This is a genomic window from Streptomyces sp. JK94 (assembly GCF_053613315.1).
This window is the reverse complement of the sequence record NZ_JBSICH010000001.1, coordinates 402967-424621: the sequence shown is the minus strand read 5'-3', so window position 1 is coordinate 424621 and position 21655 is coordinate 402967. Positions and strand designations below refer to the sequence as shown.

The 21655-nt window shown below is 70.9% G+C and carries 18 protein-coding genes; 5 read left to right on the top strand and 13 right to left on the bottom strand.

Annotated features, from left to right (window positions below; genetic code table 11):
• Positions 1–89: 89 nt before the first annotated feature.
• From qcrB to ctaE, 4 genes are all read right to left on the bottom strand, one after another.
• On the bottom strand, positions 90–1727 hold the full coding sequence (gene qcrB / locus ACVV2G_RS02010) for a cytochrome bc1 complex cytochrome b subunit (protein WP_453840783.1): 1638 nt from the start codon (positions 1725–1727) through the stop codon (positions 90–92).
• Entirely contained in the window at positions 1724–2782 is a 1059-nt protein-coding gene (qcrA, locus tag ACVV2G_RS02005) for a cytochrome bc1 complex Rieske iron-sulfur subunit (protein WP_453840782.1), read from the bottom strand. The genes qcrB and qcrA overlap by 4 nt, the downstream gene beginning before the upstream one ends.
• Positions 2779–3588, bottom strand: coding sequence for a cytochrome bc1 complex diheme cytochrome c subunit (gene qcrC / locus ACVV2G_RS02000; RefSeq protein ID WP_453840781.1), 810 nt, complete (start codon positions 3586–3588; stop codon positions 2779–2781). Before qcrC ends, qcrA begins: the two co-directional genes overlap by 4 nt.
• 65 nt (positions 3589–3653) lie before the next feature.
• Entirely contained in the window at positions 3654–4274 is a 621-nt protein-coding gene (ctaE, locus tag ACVV2G_RS01995) for an aa3-type cytochrome oxidase subunit III (RefSeq protein ID WP_029393865.1), read from the bottom strand.
• Positions 4275–4494: 220 nt separating this feature from the next.
• On the opposite strand from ctaE, the gene ACVV2G_RS01990 reads away from it, so the two are divergent.
• Positions 4495–4896 (top strand): response regulator, encoded by a 402-nt coding sequence (locus ACVV2G_RS01990; RefSeq protein ID WP_453840780.1) that lies wholly within the window; start codon positions 4495–4497, stop codon positions 4894–4896.
• Between the two features lie 101 nt (positions 4897–4997).
• Here ACVV2G_RS01990 and ACVV2G_RS01985 read toward each other — a convergent pair whose 3' ends face one another.
• The 4 genes from ACVV2G_RS01985 to ctaC all read right to left on the bottom strand — a co-directional run bounded on the left by ACVV2G_RS01985 (position 4998) and on the right by ctaC (position 9485).
• Positions 4998–6272 carry a L,D-transpeptidase gene (locus ACVV2G_RS01985; protein ID WP_453840779.1) on the bottom strand — a complete coding sequence of 425 codons (1275 nt, stop codon included), beginning with the start codon at positions 6270–6272 and terminating at the stop codon, positions 4998–5000.
• Between the two features lie 128 nt (positions 6273–6400).
• Entirely contained in the window at positions 6401–6799 is a 399-nt protein-coding gene (locus ACVV2G_RS01980; RefSeq protein ID WP_453840778.1) for a cytochrome c oxidase subunit 4, read from the bottom strand.
• Positions 6796–8529, bottom strand: coding sequence for an aa3-type cytochrome oxidase subunit I (gene ctaD, locus ACVV2G_RS01975; protein WP_453840777.1), 1734 nt, complete (start codon positions 8527–8529; stop codon positions 6796–6798). Before ctaD ends, ACVV2G_RS01980 begins: the two co-directional genes overlap by 4 nt.
• Positions 8526–9485 carry an aa3-type cytochrome oxidase subunit II gene (gene ctaC, locus ACVV2G_RS01970; RefSeq protein ID WP_453840776.1) on the bottom strand — a complete coding sequence of 320 codons (960 nt, stop codon included), beginning with the start codon at positions 9483–9485 and terminating at the stop codon, positions 8526–8528. The genes ctaD and ctaC overlap by 4 nt, the downstream gene beginning before the upstream one ends.
• Before the next feature lie 324 nt (positions 9486–9809).
• On the opposite strand from ctaC, the gene ACVV2G_RS01965 reads away from it, so the two are divergent.
• Positions 9810–11192, top strand: a complete 1383-nt coding sequence (locus tag ACVV2G_RS01965) for a cysteine desulfurase/sulfurtransferase TusA family protein (RefSeq protein WP_453840775.1) — start codon at positions 9810–9812, stop codon at positions 11190–11192.
• Between the two features lie 193 nt (positions 11193–11385).
• Here the strand turns inward: ACVV2G_RS01965 and ACVV2G_RS01960 are convergent, their stop codons facing one another.
• Complete coding sequence (locus tag ACVV2G_RS01960; RefSeq protein ID WP_453840774.1) at positions 11386–12360, bottom strand: carbohydrate kinase family protein; 975 nt, start codon at positions 12358–12360, stop codon at positions 11386–11388.
• A 133-nt stretch (positions 12361–12493) separates the two neighbouring features.
• Between ACVV2G_RS01960 and ACVV2G_RS01955 the strand changes: the two genes are divergently transcribed.
• Positions 12494–12703, top strand: a complete 210-nt coding sequence (locus tag ACVV2G_RS01955) for a hypothetical protein (protein WP_453840773.1) — start codon at positions 12494–12496, stop codon at positions 12701–12703.
• 93 nt (positions 12704–12796) lie between these two features.
• The gene (locus tag ACVV2G_RS01950) at positions 12797–14302 is read left to right on the top strand and encodes a hypothetical protein (RefSeq protein ID WP_453840772.1); all 1506 of its coding nucleotides are present in this window, start codon (positions 12797–12799) and stop codon (positions 14300–14302) included.
• Between the two features lie 93 nt (positions 14303–14395).
• Here the strand turns inward: ACVV2G_RS01950 and ACVV2G_RS01945 are convergent, their stop codons facing one another.
• Positions 14396–14752, bottom strand: coding sequence for an iron-sulfur cluster assembly accessory protein (locus tag ACVV2G_RS01945; RefSeq protein WP_053129615.1), 357 nt, complete (start codon positions 14750–14752; stop codon positions 14396–14398).
• Positions 14753–15017: 265 nt separating this feature from the next.
• Here ACVV2G_RS01945 and nadA point away from each other — a divergent pair, with 265 nt between their 5' ends.
• Complete coding sequence (gene nadA, locus ACVV2G_RS01940) at positions 15018–16202, top strand: quinolinate synthase NadA (RefSeq protein WP_453840771.1); 1185 nt, start codon at positions 15018–15020, stop codon at positions 16200–16202.
• A gap of 98 nt (positions 16203–16300) precedes the next feature.
• On the opposite strand, the gene ACVV2G_RS01935 is transcribed toward nadA, so the two are convergent.
• The 3 genes from ACVV2G_RS01935 to ACVV2G_RS01925 form a co-directional block, all read right to left on the bottom strand.
• The gene (locus tag ACVV2G_RS01935) at positions 16301–19417 is read right to left on the bottom strand and encodes an efflux RND transporter permease subunit (RefSeq protein WP_453840770.1); all 3117 of its coding nucleotides are present in this window, start codon (positions 19415–19417) and stop codon (positions 16301–16303) included.
• 188 nt (positions 19418–19605) lie between these two features.
• Positions 19606–20289 (bottom strand): response regulator, encoded by a 684-nt coding sequence (locus ACVV2G_RS01930; protein ID WP_453840769.1) that lies wholly within the window; start codon positions 20287–20289, stop codon positions 19606–19608.
• On the bottom strand, positions 20286–21536 hold the full coding sequence (locus ACVV2G_RS01925) for a sensor histidine kinase (RefSeq protein ID WP_453840768.1): 1251 nt from the start codon (positions 21534–21536) through the stop codon (positions 20286–20288). Before ACVV2G_RS01925 ends, ACVV2G_RS01930 begins: the two co-directional genes overlap by 4 nt.
• Positions 21537–21655: the final 119 nt, after the last annotated feature.

Below are 21655 nucleotides of genomic sequence, written 5' to 3'. Positions count from 1 at the left end.
TCCCACCCTATCCAGCCCCGGGCACGGCGAAGGGCCCCGTCCGCGGAACGGACGGGGCCCTTCGACCGTGGTGTGGCGACGCTGGAGGGTCAGTGGTGGCCGTGGCCGCTCGTGATCTCCTTGTACTCCTCGACGGTGGGCTTCGGGATCTGCGACTCCTCGCCGTAGTACGACTTGCTGAGCTTGGCGCGCAGCTTCTCGGAGCCCTTGGCCTTGCGCTCGACGCCGTTCTCGTCGACCGTCGGGCCGATCTCGGCCGGCTTGTACTGCTCGTGCGCCGTGAGGGTGTGCAGCTGCTCCTGGCTGAGGGGCTCGTGCACCTCGATGAACTCACCGTGCGGCAGGCGCTTGATGATGCCCGACTCCCGGCCGTGCAGCACCTTCTCCTTGTCCCGGCGCTGGAGGCCGAGGCAGATCCGCTTGGTGACGATGAACGCGATGACCGGGCCGACGAAGAACGCGATGCGGACGAACCAGGTGATCGCGTTGATCGACAGGTGGAAGTGCGTGGCCCAGATGTCGTTGCCGCCGCCGACGAGCAGGATGAAGTACTCGGTGATCCAGGCGACACCGAACGCGGTCCGCGTCGGGGCGTTGCGCGGGCGGTCCAGGATGTGGTGCTCGCGCTTGTCGCCGGTGACCCAGGACTCGATGAACGGGTAGACCGCGATCGCCACCAGGACCAGCGGGAAGATCAACAGCGGCACGAACACACCCATGACGAGCGTGTGACCCCAGAAGTTGATCTCCCATCCGGGCATCACTCGGATGAGGCCCTCGGAGAAGCCCATGTACCAGTCCGGCTGGGCGCCGGTGGACACCATGTCCGGCCGGTAGGGGCCGATGGCCCAGATCGGGTTGATCGTCGCGATCGCCGAGATGGCGGCGATCACGCCGAAGACCAGGAAGAAGAAGCCTCCGGCCTTCGCCATGTACACCGGCAGCAGCGGCATGCCGACGACGTTCTTGTTGGTCTTGCCGGGACCCGCGAACTGCGTGTGCTTGTGGTAGACGACCAGGATCAGGTGGGCGACCACCAGGCCGAGCATGATGCCCGGCAGCAGCAGGATGTGGACCGAGTAGAACCGGGCCACGAAGTCGTGGCCGGGGAACTCCCCGCCGAAGAGGAAGAACGAGAGGTACGTGCCGACGATCGGCACGGACAGGATCGCGCCCTCCATGAAGCGGATGCCGGTGCCCGAGAGCAGGTCGTCCGGGAGCGAGTAACCGGTGAAGCCGGTGAACATGCCGAGGACGAACAGCAGGAAGCCGAACAGCCAGTTGATCTCACGCGGCTTGCGGAACGCGCCGGTGAAGAAGACGCGCATCATGTGCACGAACATGCCGGCGAGGAAGATCAGCGCCGCCCAGTGGTGGATCTGCCGGATGAGCAGACCGCCGCGGACGTCGAAGCTGATGTCCAGCGTCGAGGCGTACGCCTCGCTCATCAGCTGGCCCTGCAGCGGCACGTACGAACCGTGGTACGTGACCTCGTTCATCGACGGGTGGAAGAACAGCGTCAGGTACACACCCGTGAGGATGATGATGATGAAGCTGTAGAGGCAGATCTCACCCAGCATGAACGACCAGTGGTCGGGGAAGATCTTGCGCATGTTGGACTTGGCCAGGGCGTAGATCCCCAGGCGGCCGTCGGCCCAGTCGGCGACGCGCTCGCCGGCCGGTGCCTTCCCGCGAGAGCGGGGGGCTTCGTTGGCTGTAGTGCTCATCCGCGCTCCCAGAAGGCAGGACCGACGGGCTCTTCGAAGTCGCCGAGCGCTTCGAGGTAACCCTCGTCGTTCACGCCGATACGCAACTGCGGCAGGGCGTGACCGGCGGGACCGAAGATCACCCGGGCGCCGTCGGCGAGGTCGAAGGTGGACTGGTGGCAGGGGCAGAGCGCGTGGTGCGTCTGCTGCTCGTACAGGGAGATCGGGCAACCGACGTGGGTGCAGATCTTCGAGTACGCCACGATGCCCTCGTGCGACCACTCGAGCTCGCGCTTGTCCTTGATGGCCTTCGGCTCCAGCCGGACGATCATCAGGGCGGCCTTGGCGATCTCGGTCATGAACTCCTCGTCGTGCTCCTCCAGGCCCTCGGGCATGGCGAAGGTGAGGGAGCCCACCGCGACGTCGGAGGGACGCAGCGGCTCGTGGGTGTTCATGTTGACCAGCAGCTTGCCCTTGGACCACAGGGTGTGGCGGAGCTTGGTCTCGGGCAGCGGGCCGAGGTCGCGCAGCAGGACGACACCGGAGAGCGGCACCAGCGTGAGCGCGCCCAGCATCGTGTTGCGGATCAGCTTGCGGCGCCCGATGACGGACTCCTTGGCGCCCTGCCTGAAGTCCGCGTGGACCTTGGCACGGGTCTCGGGGTCGGCCGCGATCGGGTGGCGCTCGTCGGCGATCTCCTCGTCGGACATCAGCGTGCGGGCCCAGTGGACGGCGCCCGCGCCGATCGCGAACAGCGCGACGCCGAGCGTCATGCCGAGCGCGAAGTTCAGCGCACTGATGTGACCGATCGGGAAGATGTAGACCGACTGGTCGACCGGGATCGTCACGAACGCGGCGATGAAGCCGATGGTGGCCAGCATCGACAGCGTGAACAGCAGGGCGACCGCGCGCTCGGACCGCTTGGCGGCCCGCTCGTCGATGTCCTGGACCCGATGCTCGTGGGGCGGCAGCCCCGGGTCGGCGAACGGGTTCTTCTCGTCCGCCACCTTCACCGCGCCGTGCGTGGTGCCCTGCTCAGCAGGCAGGTTCTCTTCTGGAATGTCTTGGCTACTCATGACTTCTTGGCCTTTGCGGTCCGAGCGGCGACCCAGACGGCGACCGCGATCAGCGCGCCCAGTCCGAAGATCCACGCGAACAGACCCTCACTGACCGGGCCCAGCCCGCCGAGGCTGAGGCCGCCGGGGTTCTCGGTGTCGTCGCTGTTGACCGCGTGCAGGTAGGCGATGATGTCCTTCTTGTTCTGCTCCGACATGCTGCCGTCGGGGAAGGAGGGCATGTTCTGCGGGCCGGTCTGCATGGCCTCGTAGATGTGCTTGGGGTCGACATCCTCGAGGTTCGGCGCGTACTTGCCGTGCGTCAGCGCGCCACCCTTGCCGGTGAAGTTGTGGCACTGCGCGCAGTTGTTGCGGAACAGCTCACCGCCCTTGGCGATGTCCGCGCCCTCCGGGCCGTACTTCTCCTCCGACGGGATGGCCGGACCGGCGCCGAGGGACGCGATGTAGGCGGCCAGCTGGTCGATCTCGGCCTGGGTGTAGATCACCTTCTTGCGCGGGATCTGCGCGCCCGGCTGCTGGGCCGGCATACGGCCGGTGCCCACCTGGAAGTCGACGGCCGCGGCGCCGACGCCGACCAGGCTCGGACCGTCGGTGGTGCCCTGACCTCCGGTGCCGTGGCAGCTGGCGCAGCCGACGGCGTAGAGCTTCTTGCCCTCTTCGATGGCGAGGGACTGGGCGGTTTCATCGGCCTGCGCCTTGCCCGCGGGTGCGAACGCGGCGTACAGCCCCCCTGTGCATGCCAGCGCGAGGAGTAGGACGACGAGTGCCGCCAGCGGATGGCGTCGTCGTGCGGAGAGCTTTTTCACGGATTACCCCGGTGTCAGGATCTTCTGCGTCGATGCTTCTGGTATTGGGCGGGTGCGTGCCGCGACTACTTGATCATGTAGATCGTGGCGAACAGGCCGATCCAGACGACATCGACGAAGTGCCAGTAATAGGACACGACAATGGCCGCGGTCGCCTGCTCGTGGGTGAACCTCCGGGCCGCGTAGGTGCGGCCGAGGACCAGCAGGAAGGCGATGAGGCCGCCCGTCACGTGCAGTCCGTGGAAGCCGGTGGTCAGGTAGAACACCGAGCCGTACGGGTCCGACGAGAGCGAGAGGCCCTCGTGCTTGACCAGTTCGGTGTACTCGAACACCTGACCGCCGATGAAGATCGCACCCATCACGAAGGTGACGATGAACCACATCCGGAGCTTCTTCACGTCACCGCGTTCGGCCGCGAACACGCCGAGCTGACAGGTGAGGGAGGAGAGCACCAGGATCGTGGTGTTCGTCGCGGAGAACGGGAAGTTCAACGCGTCGGCCTTCTCGGACCAGAAGTCCGGGCCGGTCACCGATCGCAGGGTGAAGTACATCGCGAAGAGGGCCGCGAAGAACATCAGCTCGGAACTCAACCAGATGATGGTCCCGACGCTGGTGAGGTTCGGCCGGTTGACCGACGGGTGCGCGTGCCCGGTTTCTACTGTCGTTGCTGTCGCCACGACCGACATTATGTCGGTCGCTTATCCCGCCCTCACCCCGGGGGGTGCCGTTCGGAGTGTCCGCCCCCTCTGTACTGCCCGTATGGCCCATCGGGCGGCCCGTCGAACGGCCGGGCGAAGCCGCGTCCGAACCCGTGCTGACGGGCTGTTCGAGGGAGTAGCATCCGGCGCACGGACCACGACGGTCCTCATCGGGCTTCATCGGTCTTCACCGCGTATCGGAGGAAGCATGCAGGCGACCGCCACGGTGCTGGTCTACAGCGACGACTCCAACACCCGCGAGCAGGTGCGGCTGGCGACCGGTCGCCGGCCGGCCCCGGACGTGCCCGTGGTCGAGTTCGTGGAGTGTGCCACTCCGGCCGCCGCGATCAAGGAACTGGACAAGGGCGGGATCGACGTCTGCGTCCTGGACGGCGAGGCCGTTCCCATGGGCGGCATGGGGCTGTGCCGGCAGATCAAGGACGAGGTCTTCCACTGCCCTCCGGTGCTGCTGCTCATCGCGCGGCCGCAGGACGCGTGGCTGGCGACGTGGAGCCGGGCGGAGGCCGCCGTGACGCTGCCGGTGGAGCCCGTCGAGTTCGCGGGCGCGCTGGCCGCGCTGCTGCGCCAGAAGAGGCTGCAGGGCGTCTAGGGGCGCCCGGGGCCGGACCGCGGGCCCGGACGGCGGGTGCGGCGCGGTGGTGGCCCCTCGTGCCCGTGCGGCGGAGCCGGCCCGCGCCCCTCCGGGGGCGCTCACACCACCGCCGGGCGCAGCCGTGCCGCCTCCTGGGCGTCCGGGGCGTCGGTGCCGCCCGTCAGGGCGCTCCCCGTGCGCCACTTGTTCCAGTCCAGGTTCCAGTCGCCGAAGCCGTTGCCGAAGGACTCCATCGTCTCGCCGCCGGAGTTGAGGACCTCGACGAGGTCCCCCTCCTGGACGGCACCGAAGAACCACTCCGCGTTGTCGGTGCTCATGCCGACGCACCCGTGGCTGACGTTGGCGGAGCCCTGGGAGCCGACGGACCAGGGGGCGGCGTGCACGTACTCGCCGCTCCAGGTGACCCGGGTGGCGAAGTACACCGGCAGGTCGTACGACTCCGAGGAGCCCTCGGCGATGCCGACGGTGCTGCTGCGCATGCGTACGAAGGGTTCCTTGCCGAGGACGACCTTGACGCCGTTGCGGGTCTCGAAACCGGGCTTGCCGGTGGTGACGGGGATCCGCCTGACCTCCCGCCCGTCCTGGAAGAGCGTCAGCGTGTGGGCGGCGGCGTCGGTGACGGCCACGACGTGGTCGTCCGTGGTGATCTTCAGGGGCTCGGCGGCGCCGCCCCACATCCGGTCGCCGATCTTGATGCCGTCGAGCGTGCTGCGGACCTCGATCGTGGCGTGGGCGGGCCAGTACACCTTCGGGCGGTAGTGGAGCTTCCTGTCGTCCACCCAGTGCCAGGCGCCCTCCACCGCCGGGGTGGACCGCACCTTCAGGGCGCGCTCCACTATGGCCCGCTGGGCCCTGTCCGGGACCGGCAGGCTCAGTTCCGCCGTGATCGGCTGCCCGACGCCGTACGCGCCCGCCTCGGGTCCGAAGGCGACGTCCAGGGTCTTCTTCGCGCCGGGCCGGCCGGTCTCGAAGGTGAGGACCTTGCGGCCGGGCGCGCCGTCGCCGTCCTCGGTGCTGACCCGCACCGTGTACCGGGCGTCGGCGGCCAGCGGGGAGGTGCTGTGCCAGCGGGCTCCGTCGGCGGAGAGCTCACCCGCCACGTGTCGGCCCGCCGCGTCCACGGCCGTGACGTCCGTGATGCGGCCGTCGGCGCCCTCGGCGACGACCTCCAGGGGCTTGTCCGGGTCGGCCTTCTTCCCGGCCTCCGTGGGGCCGTTGAAGGAGATCTGGCCCGCCGCGTCGTACGGCGCGGCGGACAGCGGGTGGTCGTCGTCACCGCTGCAGGCGGTGACGCTCGCGCCGAGGGCGATCACCAGCAGGGTGCAGCCGAGGACCGTACGCCCCCGCGCCCGGAAGTGAACCGTGTTGCTCATGACCTCACGCTAGGGAGCGACGCCAACGGCGGCACGGCGGGTAACCCGGACGAGTGAGGCGAGTACGGCAGACGAAGGGCCCGGACGCTCCTGACGGAGTGTCCGGGCCCCTCGGCGCTCGGCGCGTGCTACTGGGTGCGGTTCTCACCGCGGTAGTACTCGAAGACCCAGCCGAACAGGCCGACCAGGATGATCGGCGCGGAGAAGAACATGAGCCACCAGCCGATCGCCACGCTCAGGAAGGCGAACGCGCCGCCGATGCCGAGCGCCAGCGGCTGCCAGCTGTGCGGGCTGAAGAACCCGACCTCGCCGGCTTCGTCCGCGACGTCCGCTTCCTTGTCGTCCTGGGCACCGGCGTCGACCCGCTTGGCCGTGAAGGCCAGGTAGAAGCCGATCATGAGGGCCAGACCGAAGGCCAGGAAGAGGGCCGTGGTGCCGGCCGGCTCCTTCGACCAGTAGCCGTAGACGATCGCGACGGCCAGGATGAAGACGCTCAGCCAGATGAAGAGCTTGCCCTGGATCTTCACTTGCCGGCCTCCTTGCCGCCGGCGAGGGCCTTCTCGCCGTCACCGACGTTCTCCAGCTGGTCGAGCGCGGAGATCTCCGGGTGGTGCAGGTCGAAGGCCGGAGATTCACTGCGGATACGCGGCAGCGTGAGGAAGTTGTGCCGCGGGGGCGGGCAGGAGGTCGCCCACTCCAGCGAACGTCCGTAGCCCCACGGGTCGTCCACGTTGACCGGCTTGCCGTACTTGGCCGTCTTCCAGATGTTGTAGAGGAACGGCAGCATCGACATGCCGAGCAGGAACGAGCTGATCGTCGAGATCGTGTTCAGGGCCGTGAAGCCGTCGGCCGCCAGGTAGTCGGCGTACCGGCGCGGCATGCCCTCGGCGCCCAGCCAGTGCTGGACGAGGAACGTGCCGTGGAAGCCGATGAACAGCGTCCAGAAGGTGATCTTGCCCAGGCGCTCGTCCAGCAGCTTGCCGGTGAACTTCGGCCACCAGAAGTGGAAGCCGGCGAACATCGCGAACACCACCGTGCCGAACACCACGTAGTGGAAGTGCGCCACCACGAAGTACGAGTCCGAGACGTGGAAGTCCAGCGGCGGCGAGGCCAGGATGACACCGGTCAGACCACCGAAGAGGAAGGTGATCAGGAAGCCGGTGGACCAGAGCATCGGGGTCTCGAAGCTGATCGACCCCTTCCACATGGTGCCGATCCAGTTGAAGAACTTCACACCGGTCGGGACCGCGATCAGGAAGGTCATGAACGAGAAGAACGGCAGGAGCACACCGCCCGTGACGTACATGTGGTGCGCCCACACCGTCACCGACAGACCGGCGATCGCGATCGTCGCGGCGATCAGGCCCATGTAGCCGAAGATCGGCTTCCGGGAGAAGACCGGAATGATCTCACTGACGATGCCGAAGAACGGCAGCGCGATGATGTACACCTCGGGATGCCCGAAGAACCAGAAGAGGTGCTGCCACAGCAGGGCTCCGCCGTTGGCCGAGTCGAAGATGTGGGCGCCGAACTTGCGGTCCGCCTCCAGCGCGAACAGGGCCGCGGCCAGCACCGGGAAGGCGAGCAGGACCAGCACACCGGTCAGCAGCACGTTCCAGGTGAAGATCGGCATGCGGAACATGGTCATGCCCGGCGCGCGCATGCAGATGATCGTGGTGATGAAGTTGACCGAGCCGAGGATGGTGCCGAAGCCGGAGAAGGCCAGACCCATGATCCACAGGTCACCGCCGATACCCGGCGAGTGCACCGCGTCGGACAGCGGCGAGTACGCGAACCAGCCGAAGTCGGCCGCGCCCTGCGGGGTCAGGAAGCCGCCCACCGCGATCGTCGAGCCGAACAGGTACAGCCAGTAGGCGAACATGTTCAGCCGCGGGAAGGCCACGTCCGGCGCGCCGATCTGCAGCGGCATGATCCAGTTCGCGAAGCCGGCGAACAGCGGCGTCGCGAACATCAGCAGCATGATCGTGCCGTGCATCGTGAACGCCTGGTTGAACTGCTCGTTCGACATGATCTGCAGACCCGGCCGGGCCAGCTCGGCGCGCATGAAGAGCGCCATCACGCCGCCGATCAGGAAGAACGCGAACGACGTCACCAGGTACAGCGTGCCGATCGTCTTGTGGTCCGTGGTCGTCAGCCACTTGACCACGATTTCGCCACGCCTCTGGCGCCGGACCGGCAGCTCGTCCTCATAGTGGGACCCTGCCGCGGCACCCTGGGGTTCGTTGAGGATGCTCACAGGATGTTCGACTCCCGGTTCTTCTCGTGGCCCGCCTGCTCGATGCCGGCGGGGACGTAACCGGTCTGCCCCTTCTTCACGAGGTCCTGGAGGTGCTGCTCGTAGCGCTCCGGAGAGACGACCTTCACGTTGAACAGCATCCGGGAGTGGTCCACGCCGCACAGCTCGGCGCACTTGCCCAGGAAGGTGCCCTCCTTGTTGGGAGTCACCTCGAAGGCGTTGGTGTGGCCCGGGATGACGTCCTGCTTCATGAGGAACGGCACCACCCAGAAGGAGTGGATGACGTCACGCGAGGTCAGGACGAAGCGGACCGTCTTGCCCTTGGGGAGCCAGAGGGTCGGACCCGGGTTGTTGGTCTGCGGGTTCCGCGTGCTCGGGACACCGCAGTCGTAGGTGCCGCCGGCGTTCGCCGGGAAGTCCGCCTTGTACCGGTCGGGGATGCCGGCCAGTTCCTTGGAGGTCTTCGCGTCGCCGGAGGAACCCTCGACGTTCTCGACGTAGTTGAAGCACCAGCTCCACTGGAAGCCGACCACGTTGACCGTGACGTCGGGCTTCTTCTTCAGGGTCAGAAGCTCGGACTCGTCACGGGCGGTGAAGTAGAACAGCACCGAGACGATGACGAGCGGAACGATGGTGTAGAGCGCCTCGATGGGCAGGTTGTACCTGTTCTGCGGAGGAACCTCGACCTTGGTGCGGGTGCGCCGGTGGAAGAAGCAACTCCACAGGATCAGGCCCCACACCAGCACGCCGGTGGCCAGCGCGGCAGCCCAGGAGCCCTGCCACAGGGAGAGGATCCGCGGAGCCTCTTCCGTGGTTGGGGTGGGCATGCCGAGGCGGGGGAAGTCCTCGTATGTGCAACCGGTGGCGGTCGCCAGGACCAGGCCCGCGGTCAGTGCCTGCAGCAGCTTCCGCCGCATCGGGCGCCGCGGCGAGCGGTCGGAGCCGTTGGGACTCACGTAGCGCCTTCCCGAGAGTCTCGCCCGCGCTGTTCGGCTGCGGCCTTCTCGCTGGTCGGTCGCCGCCCTGCGTCGGGCAGGGGTTTGATGTTTATGCGGACCAAACCCTAGCCGACGCCCTCCGGGGGTTCGCGGGGAGGGTGGCATACGCGCCGCCGGTCACTCCGAAGGGTGGGACCGGGCGCCGTGCGGGGGCGCTCCGGCGGGGCGTTCCGCGGCTGACGGCACGTCGCGCTCCGCCCCGCCCGCGCGGCGGAGCCGCACGTCGGCACGGTCGCGCACCCCTCGGCGGCGCGTCCCCGCCGGACGTCATAGCGTTGCCGTGTGGCCTACTTCGACGCTGCTTCCGCATCCCCCCTCCATCCCGTCGCCCGGCAGGCGCTGTCGGCCTCCCTCGACGAGGGGTGGGCGGACCCCGCTCGGCTGTACCGGGAGGGGCGGCGGGCCCGGCTGCTGCTCGACGCCGCCCGGGAGGCGGCTGCGGAGGCCGTGGGGTGCCGGACCGACGAGCTGGTGTTCACCCCTTCGGGAACGCGGGCGGTGCACGCGGGGGTCGCCGGGGCGCTGGCGGGCCGACGTCGCGTCGGACGTCACCTGATCGTGTCCGCGGTCGAACACTCCTCCGTCCTGCACGCGGCCGAAGCGCACGAGGCCGGCGGCGGGACGGTCGCGCAGGTCGCCGTGGACCGGGCGGGGGCGGTGGATGCGGAGGCGTACGCGGCGGCCCTGCGCGACGACACCGCGCTGGCCTGCCTCCAGTCGGCCAACCACGAGGTGGGCACCGAGCAGCCGGTGGCGGAGGTGGCCGAGGCCTGCCGGGCGGCCGGCGTGCCGCTGCTGGTGGACGCCGCCCAGTCGCTGGCGTGGGGGCGGGTCGAGGGCGGCTGGTCGCTGCTCGCGGCGAGCGCCCACAAGTGGGGCGGGCCGTCGGGGGTCGGGCTGCTCGTCGTGCGCAAGGGCGTGCGGTTCGCGCCGCAGGGACCGGGGGACGAGCGCGAGGCGGGCCGGGCGCCCGGGTTCGAGAACCTTCCGGCGATCGTGGCCGCGGCGGCGTCGCTGCGGGCGGTGCGGGCCGAGGCGGCCGAGGAGGCGGACCGGCTCCGGGAGCTGACGGAGCGGATCCGGACGCGGGTGCCGGCCCTGGTGCCGGACGTGGAGGTGGTCGGCGACCCGGCGCGCCGGCTGCCCGGTGTCGTCACCTTCTCGTGTCTCTATGCCGACGGGGAGACCCTGCTGCACGAGCTGGACCGTGCGGGCTTCTCGGTCTCCTCCGGATCGTCCTGCACGAGCAGCACCCTGACGCCCAGCCACGTCCTGAAGGCGATGGGGGTGCTCACCGAGGGGAACGTCCGGGTGTCGCTGCCGCCGGGGACGCCCGCCGAGGACGTCGAGCGCTTCCTGCGGGTGCTGCCCGGCACGGTGGCCGCCGTGCGGGAGAAGCTGGGCGCGCCGGTGGCCGCGACGGCCGCCCCGGAGACGGGGGACGGCCTCGTCGTGGACGCGATCGGCCGGCGCTGCCCCGTCCCGGTGATCGAACTCGCCAAGGTCATCGGCGACGTCCCCGTCGGCGGCACGGTCCGGGTCCTCTCCGACGACGAGGCCGCCCGCCTGGACATCCCGGCGTGGTGCGAGATGCGGGGGCAGGAGTACGTGGGCGAGGAACCGGCGGACGAGGGGACGGGCTACCTGGTCCGCCGGATCAGGTGACCGGGCCGAAGGAACGGGTCCGTGCCCGTGCGCGGAAGGAGCGGGGCCGTGCCCGTGCGCGGAAGGAGCGGGGCCGTGTACGGAAGGGACGGGTCCGTGCCCGTGCGCGTGCGGAAGGAGCGGGCCGTGTCCGTGCGGGTCCCGTGCGCGGCCACGCTCCCCGCCCGGCGGACGCGTGGCCGCGGGCCGGGCGTCAGCCCAGGTGCGTCCGGACCTCCGCGGCGGCCTCGTCCCCGTACGCCTTGGTGAACCGCTCCATGAAGTGCCCGCGCCGCAGCTGGTACTCCTGCGTCCCCACCGTCTCGATGACGAGGGTCGCCAGCATGCACCCGACCTGCGCGGCCCGCTCCAGCGACACCCCCCACGCCAGTCCGGACAGGAACCCCGCGCGGAAGGCGTCGCCGACGCCGGTCGGGTCGGCCTTGCGCTCCTCGTCCGGGACACCGACCTCGATGGTCTCCTCGCCGGCCCGCTCGATGCGGACGCCCCGCGCGCCGAGGGTGGTGACGCGGTGGCCGACCCGGCCGAGGATCTCCTCGTCGCTCCAGCCGGTCTTGGTCTGGATGAGCCCCTTCTCGTACTCGTTGGAGAAGAGGTAGGTCGCCCCGTCCAGCAGTATCCGGATCTCGTCGCCGTTCATCCGGGCGATCTGCTGGGAGAAGTCGGCGGCGAAGGGGATGGACCGCGTGCGGCACTCCTCGGTGTGCCGGAGCATCGCCTCCGGGTCGTCGGCGCCGATGGAGACCAGGTCGAGGCCGCCGACCCGGTCGGCGACGGTCTTGAGCTCGATGAGGCGGGCCTCGCTCATCGCACCCGTGTAGAAGGAGCCGATCTGGTTGTGGTCGGCGTCGGTGGTGCAGACGAAGCGGGCGGTGTGCAGCGTCTCGGAGATGCGCACCGAGCCGGTGTCGACGCCGTGCCGGTCCAGCCAGGCCCGGTACTCGCCGAAGTCCGGCCCGGCGGCGCCGACCAGGACGGGCCGGGTGCCGAGCTGGCCCATGCCGAAGGCGATGTTCGCGCCGACCCCGCCCCGGCGTACGTCGAGCTGGTCGACCAGGAAGGAGAGCGAGACCGTGTGCAGCTGGTCCGCGACGAGCTGGTCGGAGAAGCGGCCGGGGAAGGTCATGAGGTGGTCGGTGGCGATGGAGCCGGTGACTGCGATGCGCACGGCGTGGACTCTCTCCTGAGGGGGAGGCGGGTTGACAGTTCACGCTACCCGGGAGAGCCCCCGACCCGAAGCAGGCAAAACTACCCGGTAGTACGACTTTCTTCGCGGTACGGGACGTGCCTACGGTGCTGTCATGACGAACCCGAGGACCGCCGACCCCGCCCCGGCCGACCTGGACGGCGACCTGGCGTCGCTGCGCGGTGACTGCGCCCGGATGGCCCCGCGCTGGGGGACTCCGGCACTCGGCGCCACCCGTCCGGTCCCCGTCTCGCTGATCCACGGCGTGCGGGTGCCGCGGACGTCGGCCAGGCTGCTGGACGGGATGTCCGACTACGGGGACTGAGGCCGTCCGGACGGCGCCCGGCGGCGCCGGGAACCGGATCCTCTCCCACCGCGTCCCATCGCTGTCCCCCGTCACAGCCGAAGGAGCGATGCGGTGAACACCGAGCGACCGGACAACGAGGACGTCGGCGCCACCGACGAGGCCGGCGCCGGGCGCCCCGCCGGGCGGCGCCCCACGGCGGCCGTCGTCGCGTCCGTCGCCGCCGCCGTGCTGCTGGTGGGGGCGGGCGGGGCCTACCTGGCCACGTCCGCCTCCGCCGGCGACCCGAACGGCGGTACGGCGTCCGGGGCGTCCGGCGACGGCACTCCCCCGCCGCTCGCCCTGGACGGCCCCGGGGCGCCTTCCCCGAGCGGCGCGAACGGCGTCGCGCCGGGCGAACCCGACCCGTACGGCGTCACCTACCGCGCCGACGGGCCGCTCCCCGAGGGACCCGCCTCGGCGCCCGTGTACCGGGCCGAGGGCGAGGTCGGCGCGGAGGAGGTGGCCCGCCTGGCCGAGGCGCTCGGCGTGGAGGGCACCCCTCGCGTCCGGGGCGGGGCGTGGAAGGTCGGCAACGCCGGGGACGGTTCCGGTCCACTGCTCACGGTGGACAGGCGGGCGCCGGGCACCTGGACGTTCCACCGCTACGCGCCCGGCACGGACGACTGCGCCAAGGGCGCCGTGTGCAAGGCCTCGCCCGCCGACGGGAGCCCGGTGGGCGAGGCGGCCGCGAAGAAGGCGGCGGCGCCGGTGCTGAAGGCGCTGGGCCAGGACGACGCCAAGCTGGACGCCGGCCAGGTCATGGGCGCCCGGCGGGCCGTGAACGCCGAACCCGAGGTCGGCGGGCTGCCCACGTACGGCTGGACGACCGGCGTGGTCGTCGGCGCGCAGGGCGAGGTGGTCGGCGGCAGCGGCCGGATGACGGCGCCGGCCGAGGGGGACACGTACCCCGTCCTCGGCGCCGAGGAGACGCTGGCGCTGCTGAACGCGCCGGGCGGCGGCACCGGGGCCGGCATCGGCGGCTGTGCGAGCCCCGTCCCCCACCAGGACCGCGCGGAGGCGCCCTGCGAGCTGCCGACGGGCGCGCCGGAGAAGCCGGAGCGGCGGACGGTCACGGTCGAGGACGCGGTGTTCGGGCTGGCCGCCCATCCGGTGCGGGGACGGCAGACGCTGGTGCCGTCCTGGCTGTTCGAGGTGCGGGCGCCGGGCGGAGGTGACGCCGTCACCGTCACGTATCCGGCGGTGGACCCGGAGTACCTGACCAGTGCGGCCCCCGCCTCGCCGTCCCTGTCCGACGAGCCGGCCCCGCCGCCGTCGAAGCCGCGGGACGTGCGGGTCGACGGCTACACGGCCGAGGGCGGGGAGCTGACCGTGCACTTCACCGGCGGGGTGTGTGCCGACTACGAGGCGGCGGCGAAGGGGAGTGCGGGGAAGGTGACGGTCACGGTGACCGAGACCCCGCGTCCGGAGAAGGTCTGCATCCTCATCGCGAAGGAGTACGAGCGGACGGTGCGGCTCGACGAGCCGGTCGGCGACCGGGCGGTCGTCGGGTCGGACGGCGAGGACATCCCGGTGCACAAGCCGGGCGCGCGGCTGCCGGCCCCGTCCGGGAGCCGGTGACGGCGGACGCACCCGGCGGACGACAGGGCGGCGGCCCGGGGAGATCCCCGGGCCGCCGCCCTGTGTCCAACTGCGGCGCGTACGCCGTGCGGCCTAGCTGAAGGAGTCGCCGCAGGCGCAGGAGCCCGTCGCGTTCGGGTTGTCGATCGTGAAGCCCTGCTTCTCGATCGTGTCCACGAAGTCGATGGTGGCGCCGCCGAGGTACGGGGCGCTCATGCGGTCGGTGGTGACCTTCACGCCGTCGAAGTCCTTGACCACGTCGCCGTCGAGCGAGCGCTCGTCGAAGAAGAGCTGGTAGCGCAGGCCGGAGCAGCCGCCGGGCTGGACGGCGACGCGCAGCGCCAGGTCCTCACGGCCTTCCTGGTCGAGCAGGGCCTTGACCTTGGCCGCGGCGGCGTCGGTCAGGATGATGCCGTCGGTGACGGTGGTGGTCTCGTCCGATACGGACATCTACATCTCTCCAAGGTTGTACGGAGACTGCTTGCCGACGGTTCCAACCGACGGGGCCGCGGATTCATTCCGGCGACGGACCCGGATCCGTCTCCCCGGCCTTCCCTTCATGCTCGCACACGCCCGAGGGGGCGGACAGCGGCTGTGGACGGCGGTCTGCGGACCGGGATTCACGTCACACCGACACTATGGCCGTCGTCAAACTGACGTGAACCGGTTATGATATATAGCGTCAGTTCGACGAAAAGTAGAAAGGGTGCGTGTCGTGACCACCGCCCAACCCCAGGAGCTCGACGTACAGCCGTCGCCTCTCGCCCTGCTGCTGCTCGGCCGCGAGGCCGACCCGAGGAGCGAGCGCGGCGTGGAGTGCCCCGGTGACCTCCCCTCGCCGTCCGACCCGGACCTGGTCGCGCGCGCCCGGGCGGCCAAGGAGAAGCTCGGGGACAAGGTCTTCGTGCTCGGTCACCACTACCAGCGGGACGAGGTCATCCAGTTCGCCGACGTCACGGGTGACTCCTTCAAGCTGGCCCGGGACGCGGCCGCGCGCCCGGAGGCCGAGTACATCGTCTTCTGCGGCGTGCACTTCATGGCGGAGTCGGCCGACATCCTGACCGCCGACGACCAGAAGGTGGTCCTGCCCGACCTGGCGGCCGGCTGCTCCATGGCGGACATGGCCACCGCCGAGCAGGTCGCCGAGTGCTGGGACGTGCTGACCGAGGCCGGGATCGCCGAGCAGGTCGTGCCCGTCTCGTACATGAACTCGTCCGCGGACATCAAGGCGTTCACGGGCAAGCACGGCGGCACCATCTGCACCTCCTCCAACGCCCGGCGGGCCCTGGACTGGGCCTTCGAGCAGGGCGAGAAGGTGCTGTTCCTGCCCGACCAGCACCTGGGCCGCAACACCGCGGTGCGGGACATGGGCATGTCCCTGGAGGACTGCGTCCTCTACAACCCGCACAAGCCGAACGGTGGGCTGACCGCCGAGGAGCTGCGCGCCGCGAAGATGATCCTGTGGCGGGGGCACTGCTCGGTGCACGGCCGCTTCAGCCTCGACTCGGTGAACGACGTGCGCGAGCGCATACCGGGCGTGAACGTCCTGGTGCACCCCGAGTGCCGGCACGAGGTCGTCGCGGCGGCGGATCACGTCGGCTCGACCGAGTACATCATCAAGGCGCTGGAGGCGGCCCCGGCCGGTTCCAAGTGGGCCATCGGGACGGAGCTGAACCTGGTCCGACGGCTGGCGAACCGTTTCGCTCCCGAGGGCAAGGAGATCGTCTTCCTCGACAGGACGGTCTGCTTCTGCTCGACCATGAACCGCATCGACCTGCCGCACCTGGTCTGGGCGCTGGAGTCGCTGGCCGAGGGCACCCTCGTCAACCGCATCGAGGTCGACAAGGAGACCGAGGCGTTCGCGAAGCTGGCGCTGGAGCGGATGCTGGCGCTGCCGTAAGAGGTGCTCCCCGCCCCGCGCGCGTGCCGCCTCCCCCGGCTGCGGCCCCGCCCGGCCGCCTTCGGTGCCGGGCGGGGCCGCAGCCGTTTCCGGAGGGCTCAGGCCTGCGCCGGCTCCGTCTCCTCGGGGGCCCCGGCCTGCGGCGGCACACCGCCCCGCTTCGCCGCCCGCTTCCTCGCGCGCCGCTCCTTGCGCAGTTCCAGCATCGCGTAGAGCGTCGGGACCAGCAGCAGGGTCAGCAGGGTCGAGGTGATCAGGCCGCCGATCACCACCACCGCCAGCGGCTGCGCGATGAAACCGCCCTCGCCGGTGACGCCCAGCGCCATCGGGAGCAGGGCGAAGATCGTCGCCAGGGCCGTCATGAGGATGGGCCGCAGACGGTGCCGGCCTCCCTCGATCACCGCCTCGACGACGCCGTGGCCCTGCGCGCGGTACTGGTTGATCAGGTCGATCAGCACGATCGCGTTGGTGACCACGATGCCGATCAGCATCAGCATGCCGATCATCGCCGGGACGCCCATGGGGGTGCCCGTCACCAGCAGCAGGCCGATCGCGCCGGTCGCCGCGAACGGGATCGACACCAGCAGGATCAGCGGCTGGGCCAGCGACCGGAAGGTGCCGACCAGCAGCATGAAGACGATCGCGATCGCCGCGAGCATGGCCAGGCCCAGGTTGGCGAACGCCTCGTCCTGGTCGGCGGTGACGCCGCCGATCTCGGCCGTGGCGCCGGCCGGCAGGTCCAGCCCGTCGATCTCCGACTGGAGTTCCGTGCCCACCGCGCCGGTGTTGTCGCCGGTCGGCCTGGCCGTGACGGTCGCCGCGCGCTGTCCGTCGATGCGGGTCATCGACACCGGGCCGTCCACCAGCTCGACCGCGGCGATGTCGCCGAGCTTGGCCGGGCCCAGGTCGAGGGCCTTCAGCTGGGCCAGCGTCGCGGCCGGCCGGGCCGACCTGATGACGACGTCGCGCTCGGTGTCGTCGAGGACCGCCTTGGCGGCCGGGGTGCCGCGCACCGCCTGGGCGACGGCCGCGCCGAGCGTCTGGTCGTTGAACCCGGCCTCGGCGGCACGGGCGTCGGCCTTGACCGAGATGCGCGGGACGCTCTGCGCCAGGTCGCTGGTGACGTCGGTGACGTCGTCGAGCCCGGCGACCGTCTCGCGGACCTTCTCGGAGGCCTCGCGGAGCACCTGCGCGTCGGCGGCCTTGACCACGACGCTCAGGTCCTGGCTGCCGAAACCGTCACCGGCGGCGACGGTGGTGGTGCCGATGCCGTCGAGCTTCGCGAGCCCGTCCTCGATGTGGTCCCGGACGTCCTCGGCGGACGCCGAGTCCTCCAGCATGAGCTGGTACGAGGCCTGGTTGGTGTCCGTGCCGCCGCCGAAGGCCGCCATGAAGCCGGAGGAGCCGATGGTGACCTGGAAGTCCTTGACGCCCTCGGTGTCGCCGAGCAGCTTCTCGACCTTCTCGGCCTGGGCGTTCGTCGCGCTCAGGCTGGTGCCGGGCTTCAGCTCCTGCTTGATGCTGAGGACCTTCTGGTCGCCCTGGTCGAAGAAGTTCGTCTTCAGCAGCGGCGCCATGCCGAACGTGCCGAGCAGGACGACGACCGCGACGGCCACGCTGGTCAGGCGGCGGCGGGTGGCGAAGCGCAGGACGGGGACGTAGAAGCGCTGCAGGCGGCTCTTCGCCTCCTTCTCCTCGGCCAGCCGACGGGCCTCGGCCGCGTCCTCGGGGGTGCCCTTCGGCGGGCGCAGGAACCAGTACGACAGCACCGGGACGACCGTCAGCGACACCAGCAGGGAGGCCAGCAGCGCGGCGGTGACGGTCAGGCTGAAGGAGCCGAACAGCTCGCCGACCATGCCGCCGACCAGCCCGATCGGCAGGAACACGGCCACCGTGGTGAGCGTGGAGGAGGTGACCGCTCCGGCGACCTCGCGGACCGCCCTGAGGATGGCCTCCTGGCGCTCCCCGCCGTAGCCGAGGTGCCGCTTGATGTTCTCCAGGACCACGATCGAGTCGTCGACGACCCGGCCGACGGCGATGGTCAGCGCGCCCAGCGTCAGCATGTTCAGCGACAGGTCGCGCGTCCACAGGACGATCAGGGCGAGCACCACCGACAGCGGGATGGAGACCGCGGTGACCAGGGTGGAGCGGATCGACGCCAGGAAGACCAGGATGACCAGGACGGCGAAGAGCAGACCCAGCCCGCCCTCGGTGGTCAGACCCGAGATGGCCTTGGACACCGCCGGGCCCTGGTCGCTGACGACGGTGAGCGTCGCCCCGGAGCCGAGCTGCTCGCGCAGGCCGGGGAGCTTGTCCTCGACGGCGTCCGAGATGGCGACCGCGCTGCCGTCGCGGTCCATCGTGACGGCGACGGAGAGGCTCGGCTCGCCGTTGGTGCGGGTGAGGGAGTCGGCCCTGGCCTCCTCCTCCACGACGGTGGCGACGTCGCCGAGGCGGACCGGCTCGTCGACGCCCTCGCCGGTGATCATGAGGTCCTGGATCTGCCGCAACGAGGTGAAGCCGCCGCCGACCTGGACGGTGCGGTTGGCGCCGGCCTCGTCGAAGGAGCCCGCGGGGACGGTCGCGCCGCCGGCCTGGAGGGACTGGGCGAGTACCTGGGGGGCCACGCCGGCCCTGGCGAGCTTCGCCGGGTCGGGGGTGACGGTGACCTGGAGGTCGCGGACGCCGTCGACCACGACCTGGGCGACGCCGTCGATGTCCTTCAGTTCGGTGACGACCGTCTTGTCCAGCTGGTCGGCCAGGGCCTGCTGGTCCTTGTCGGAGGTGACGGCGAGGACGACGGTCGGGATGTCGTCGGTCGAACCGGAGACGACCTGCGGGTCCACGTCGTCCGGTAGCTGGGCGCGGGCCCGGTTGACGGCCTGCTGGACGTCGGCGACGAGCTGCTGGGTGCCGTTGCCGTAGTCGAAGGACGCCATGATGACGGCGTTGCCCTCACTGGCCGTCGAGGTGATGCCCGAGATCCCGTCGACGGCTTCGAGGCCGTCCTCGATCGGTTCGACGACCTGCTTCTCGACCACGTCCGGCGAGGCGCCCTGATACGGCGCCAGCACGGACACCACGGGGAGTTCGATGGTGGGCAGCAGCTGCTGCTTGAGCTGGGGAACGGCTATCGCGCCGAAGACGAGCGCGACGATCGACACCAGGCCTGTCAGGGCCCGTTGGGCGAGGCTGAATCTTGACAGCCAGGACATGGATCAGGGTCTCTCTTCTGTGGCCGGGCGGGGGACGGAGCGCGTGTGGGCGCCGGACGTGAGTGCCACGGGCTCACAGGCGGGCGCCCATCCCCACACCCTGAGCCATGCGCGCGCCCGGTTCCCTAGGCCCCAGGTCCATTTCCTCATCCGGCGCGTACTCCGGCCGCAGTACGCCCGGACCTGGGTCACTCCACCCTCGGACGTACCAGCCCGGATTCGTACGCGATGACGACGAGCTGGGCCCGGTCGCGGGCGCCCAGCTTGGCCATGGCCCGGTTGACGTGCGTCTTCACGGTGAGCGGGCTGACCTCCAGCCGCTCGGCGATCTCGTCGTTGGAGAGCCCGCCCGCGACCTGGACCAGCACCTCGCGCTCGCGCACGGTCAGTGTCTCCAGCCGTTCGGCGCGGGCGGGGTCGCGCTCCTCGCCGGCCGTGCCCTCCTGGGCGAGGAAGCGGGCGATCAGCCCCTTGGTGGCGGCCGGGGACAGCAGCGCCTCGCCACCGGCCGCGACACGGATCGCGCTGAGCAGTTCCTCGGGCTCGGAGCCCTTGCCGAGGAAGCCGGAGGCGCCCGCGCGCAGCGACTGCACCACGTAGTCGTCGACCTCGAAGGTGGTCAGGATGACCACTCGGACGTGGGCGAGGGAGGGATCGGCGCTGATCATGCGGGTGGCGGCGAGCCCGTCCGTGCCGGGCATCCGGATGTCCATCAGCACCACGTCGGCCCGCTGCTCGGCGGCCATCCGCGCCGCCTCCGCGCCGTCGGACGCCTCCCCCACCACCTCCATGTCGGGCTCGGAGTCGACCAGCACCCGGAAGGCGCTGCGCAGCAGCGCCTGGTCGTCGGCGAGCAGGACACGGATCGTCATACGGGGGCCTCCGCGGCATCGGTGCGGTTCCTGACCGGCAGGATCGCATGGACCCGGAAACCGTCTCCGTAGCGGGGACCGGTGGTGAGGGTGCCGCGCACGGCGGTGACGCGCTCGCGCATGCCGAGCAGGCCGTGGCCGCCGCCGTCGGTGCCGGTGCCTGGGCCGGTTCCGGTGCCGGGCGGGGCGACGTCCCCGGCGGCACCGTCGTCGAGCACGGTGACCTCGACGTTCGGCCCCACCCGTACGACGCTGACCTCGGCCTTGGCCCGGGTGCCGGCGTGCTTCTGCACGTTGGTCAGCGCCTCCTGGATGATGCGGTACGCGGCCAGGTCGACGGCGGCGGGCAGGGGGGCGCCCTGGTCGGAGCGGGCGACCTCGACGCGCAGGCCGGCGTTGCGGAAGGTGCCCACGAGTTCGTCGAGGCGGTCCAGGCCGGGAGCGGGCTCGGTCGGCGCCTCCGGGTCACCGGACTGGCGGAGCAGACCGACGGTGGCCCGCAGCTCGTCCAGCGCGGAGCGACTGGCCGCCCGTACGTGGGCGAGGGCCTCCTTGGCCTGGTCGGGACGCTTGTCCATGACATGGGCGGCGACCCCGGCCTGGACGTTGACCAGGGCGATGTGGTGGGCGACCACGTCGTGCAGGTCCCGGGCGATGCGCAGCCGCTCCTCGGCGACGCGGCGGCGGGCCTCCTCCTCGCGGGTGCGCTCGGCCTTCTCGGCCCGGTCCCGGATGGCCTGGACGAAGGCGCGTCGGCTGCGCACCGCGTCCCCGGCGCTGGCGCCGATGCCGGTCCAGGCGAAGACGGCGAGGTTCTCCTGCGCGTACCAGGGCAGGGACCCGGCCAGCATGGCGGCGCCGGTCAGCACCGTCATGGTGAGCAGGCCGACCCGCCAGGTGGTGGGGCGGTCGGTGGAGGCGGCGACGGTGTAGAGGGCGACCACCGTCGCCATGACGACCGGGGCGCGGGGGTCGCCGGTGACGCTTTCGACGACGGAGACGGAGCCGGTGACCGCGAGGACCGTCAGCGGAGCACGCCGCCGGAAGGCCAGCGCGGCGGCGCCGACGGCCATGAGGACCAGGCTGAGGACGTCGGGGGTCCGCAGGCCCCAGGTGACGCCCTCGGGGTCGTGCGGGTCCACGAAGGAGCCGGCGACCATGCACAGCAGGACGGCCGCCGCGAGGCCGGCGTCCAGGGCGGAGGGGTGGGCGCCGAGGGTGCAGCGGGCGCGGGCGAGGGTGCTCACGGCGCTTCACGGTAGCTGGCGCGGGCGGGTGGTCCGGGTGGGCCGGCGGGTACCGGGCGTCGGCGCGGGGCCGCGCCCCCGGACCCCCACCCCGGCCCCGGCGGCCTCGTCCTCGGCGT

Bases quoted from the DNA above. Each gene is read 5' to 3' on its own strand.
- ACVV2G_RS01990 (WP_453840780.1), top strand. From the start codon at position 4,495: ATGCAGGCGACCGCCACGGTGCTGGTCTACAGCGACGACTCCAACACC.
- ACVV2G_RS01955 (WP_453840773.1), top strand. From the start codon at position 12,494: ATGACGAACCCGAGGACCGCCGACCCCGCCCCGGCCGACCTGGACGGC.
- qcrA (WP_453840782.1), bottom strand. From the start codon at position 2,782: ATGAGTAGCCAAGACATTCCAGAAGAGAACCTGCCTGCTGAGCAGGGC.
- ACVV2G_RS01945 (WP_053129615.1), bottom strand. From the start codon at position 14,752: ATGTCCGTATCGGACGAGACCACCACCGTCACCGACGGCATCATCCTG.
- ACVV2G_RS01985 (WP_453840779.1), bottom strand. From the start codon at position 6,272: ATGAGCAACACGGTTCACTTCCGGGCGCGGGGGCGTACGGTCCTCGGC.
- ACVV2G_RS01930 (WP_453840769.1), bottom strand. From the start codon at position 20,289: ATGACGATCCGTGTCCTGCTCGCCGACGACCAGGCGCTGCTGCGCAGC.
- ACVV2G_RS01935 (WP_453840770.1), bottom strand. From the start codon at position 19,417: ATGTCCTGGCTGTCAAGATTCAGCCTCGCCCAACGGGCCCTGACAGGC.
- ctaE (WP_029393865.1), bottom strand. From the start codon at position 4,274: ATGTCGGTCGTGGCGACAGCAACGACAGTAGAAACCGGGCACGCGCAC.
- qcrB (WP_453840783.1), bottom strand. From the start codon at position 1,727: ATGAGCACTACAGCCAACGAAGCCCCCCGCTCTCGCGGGAAGGCACCG.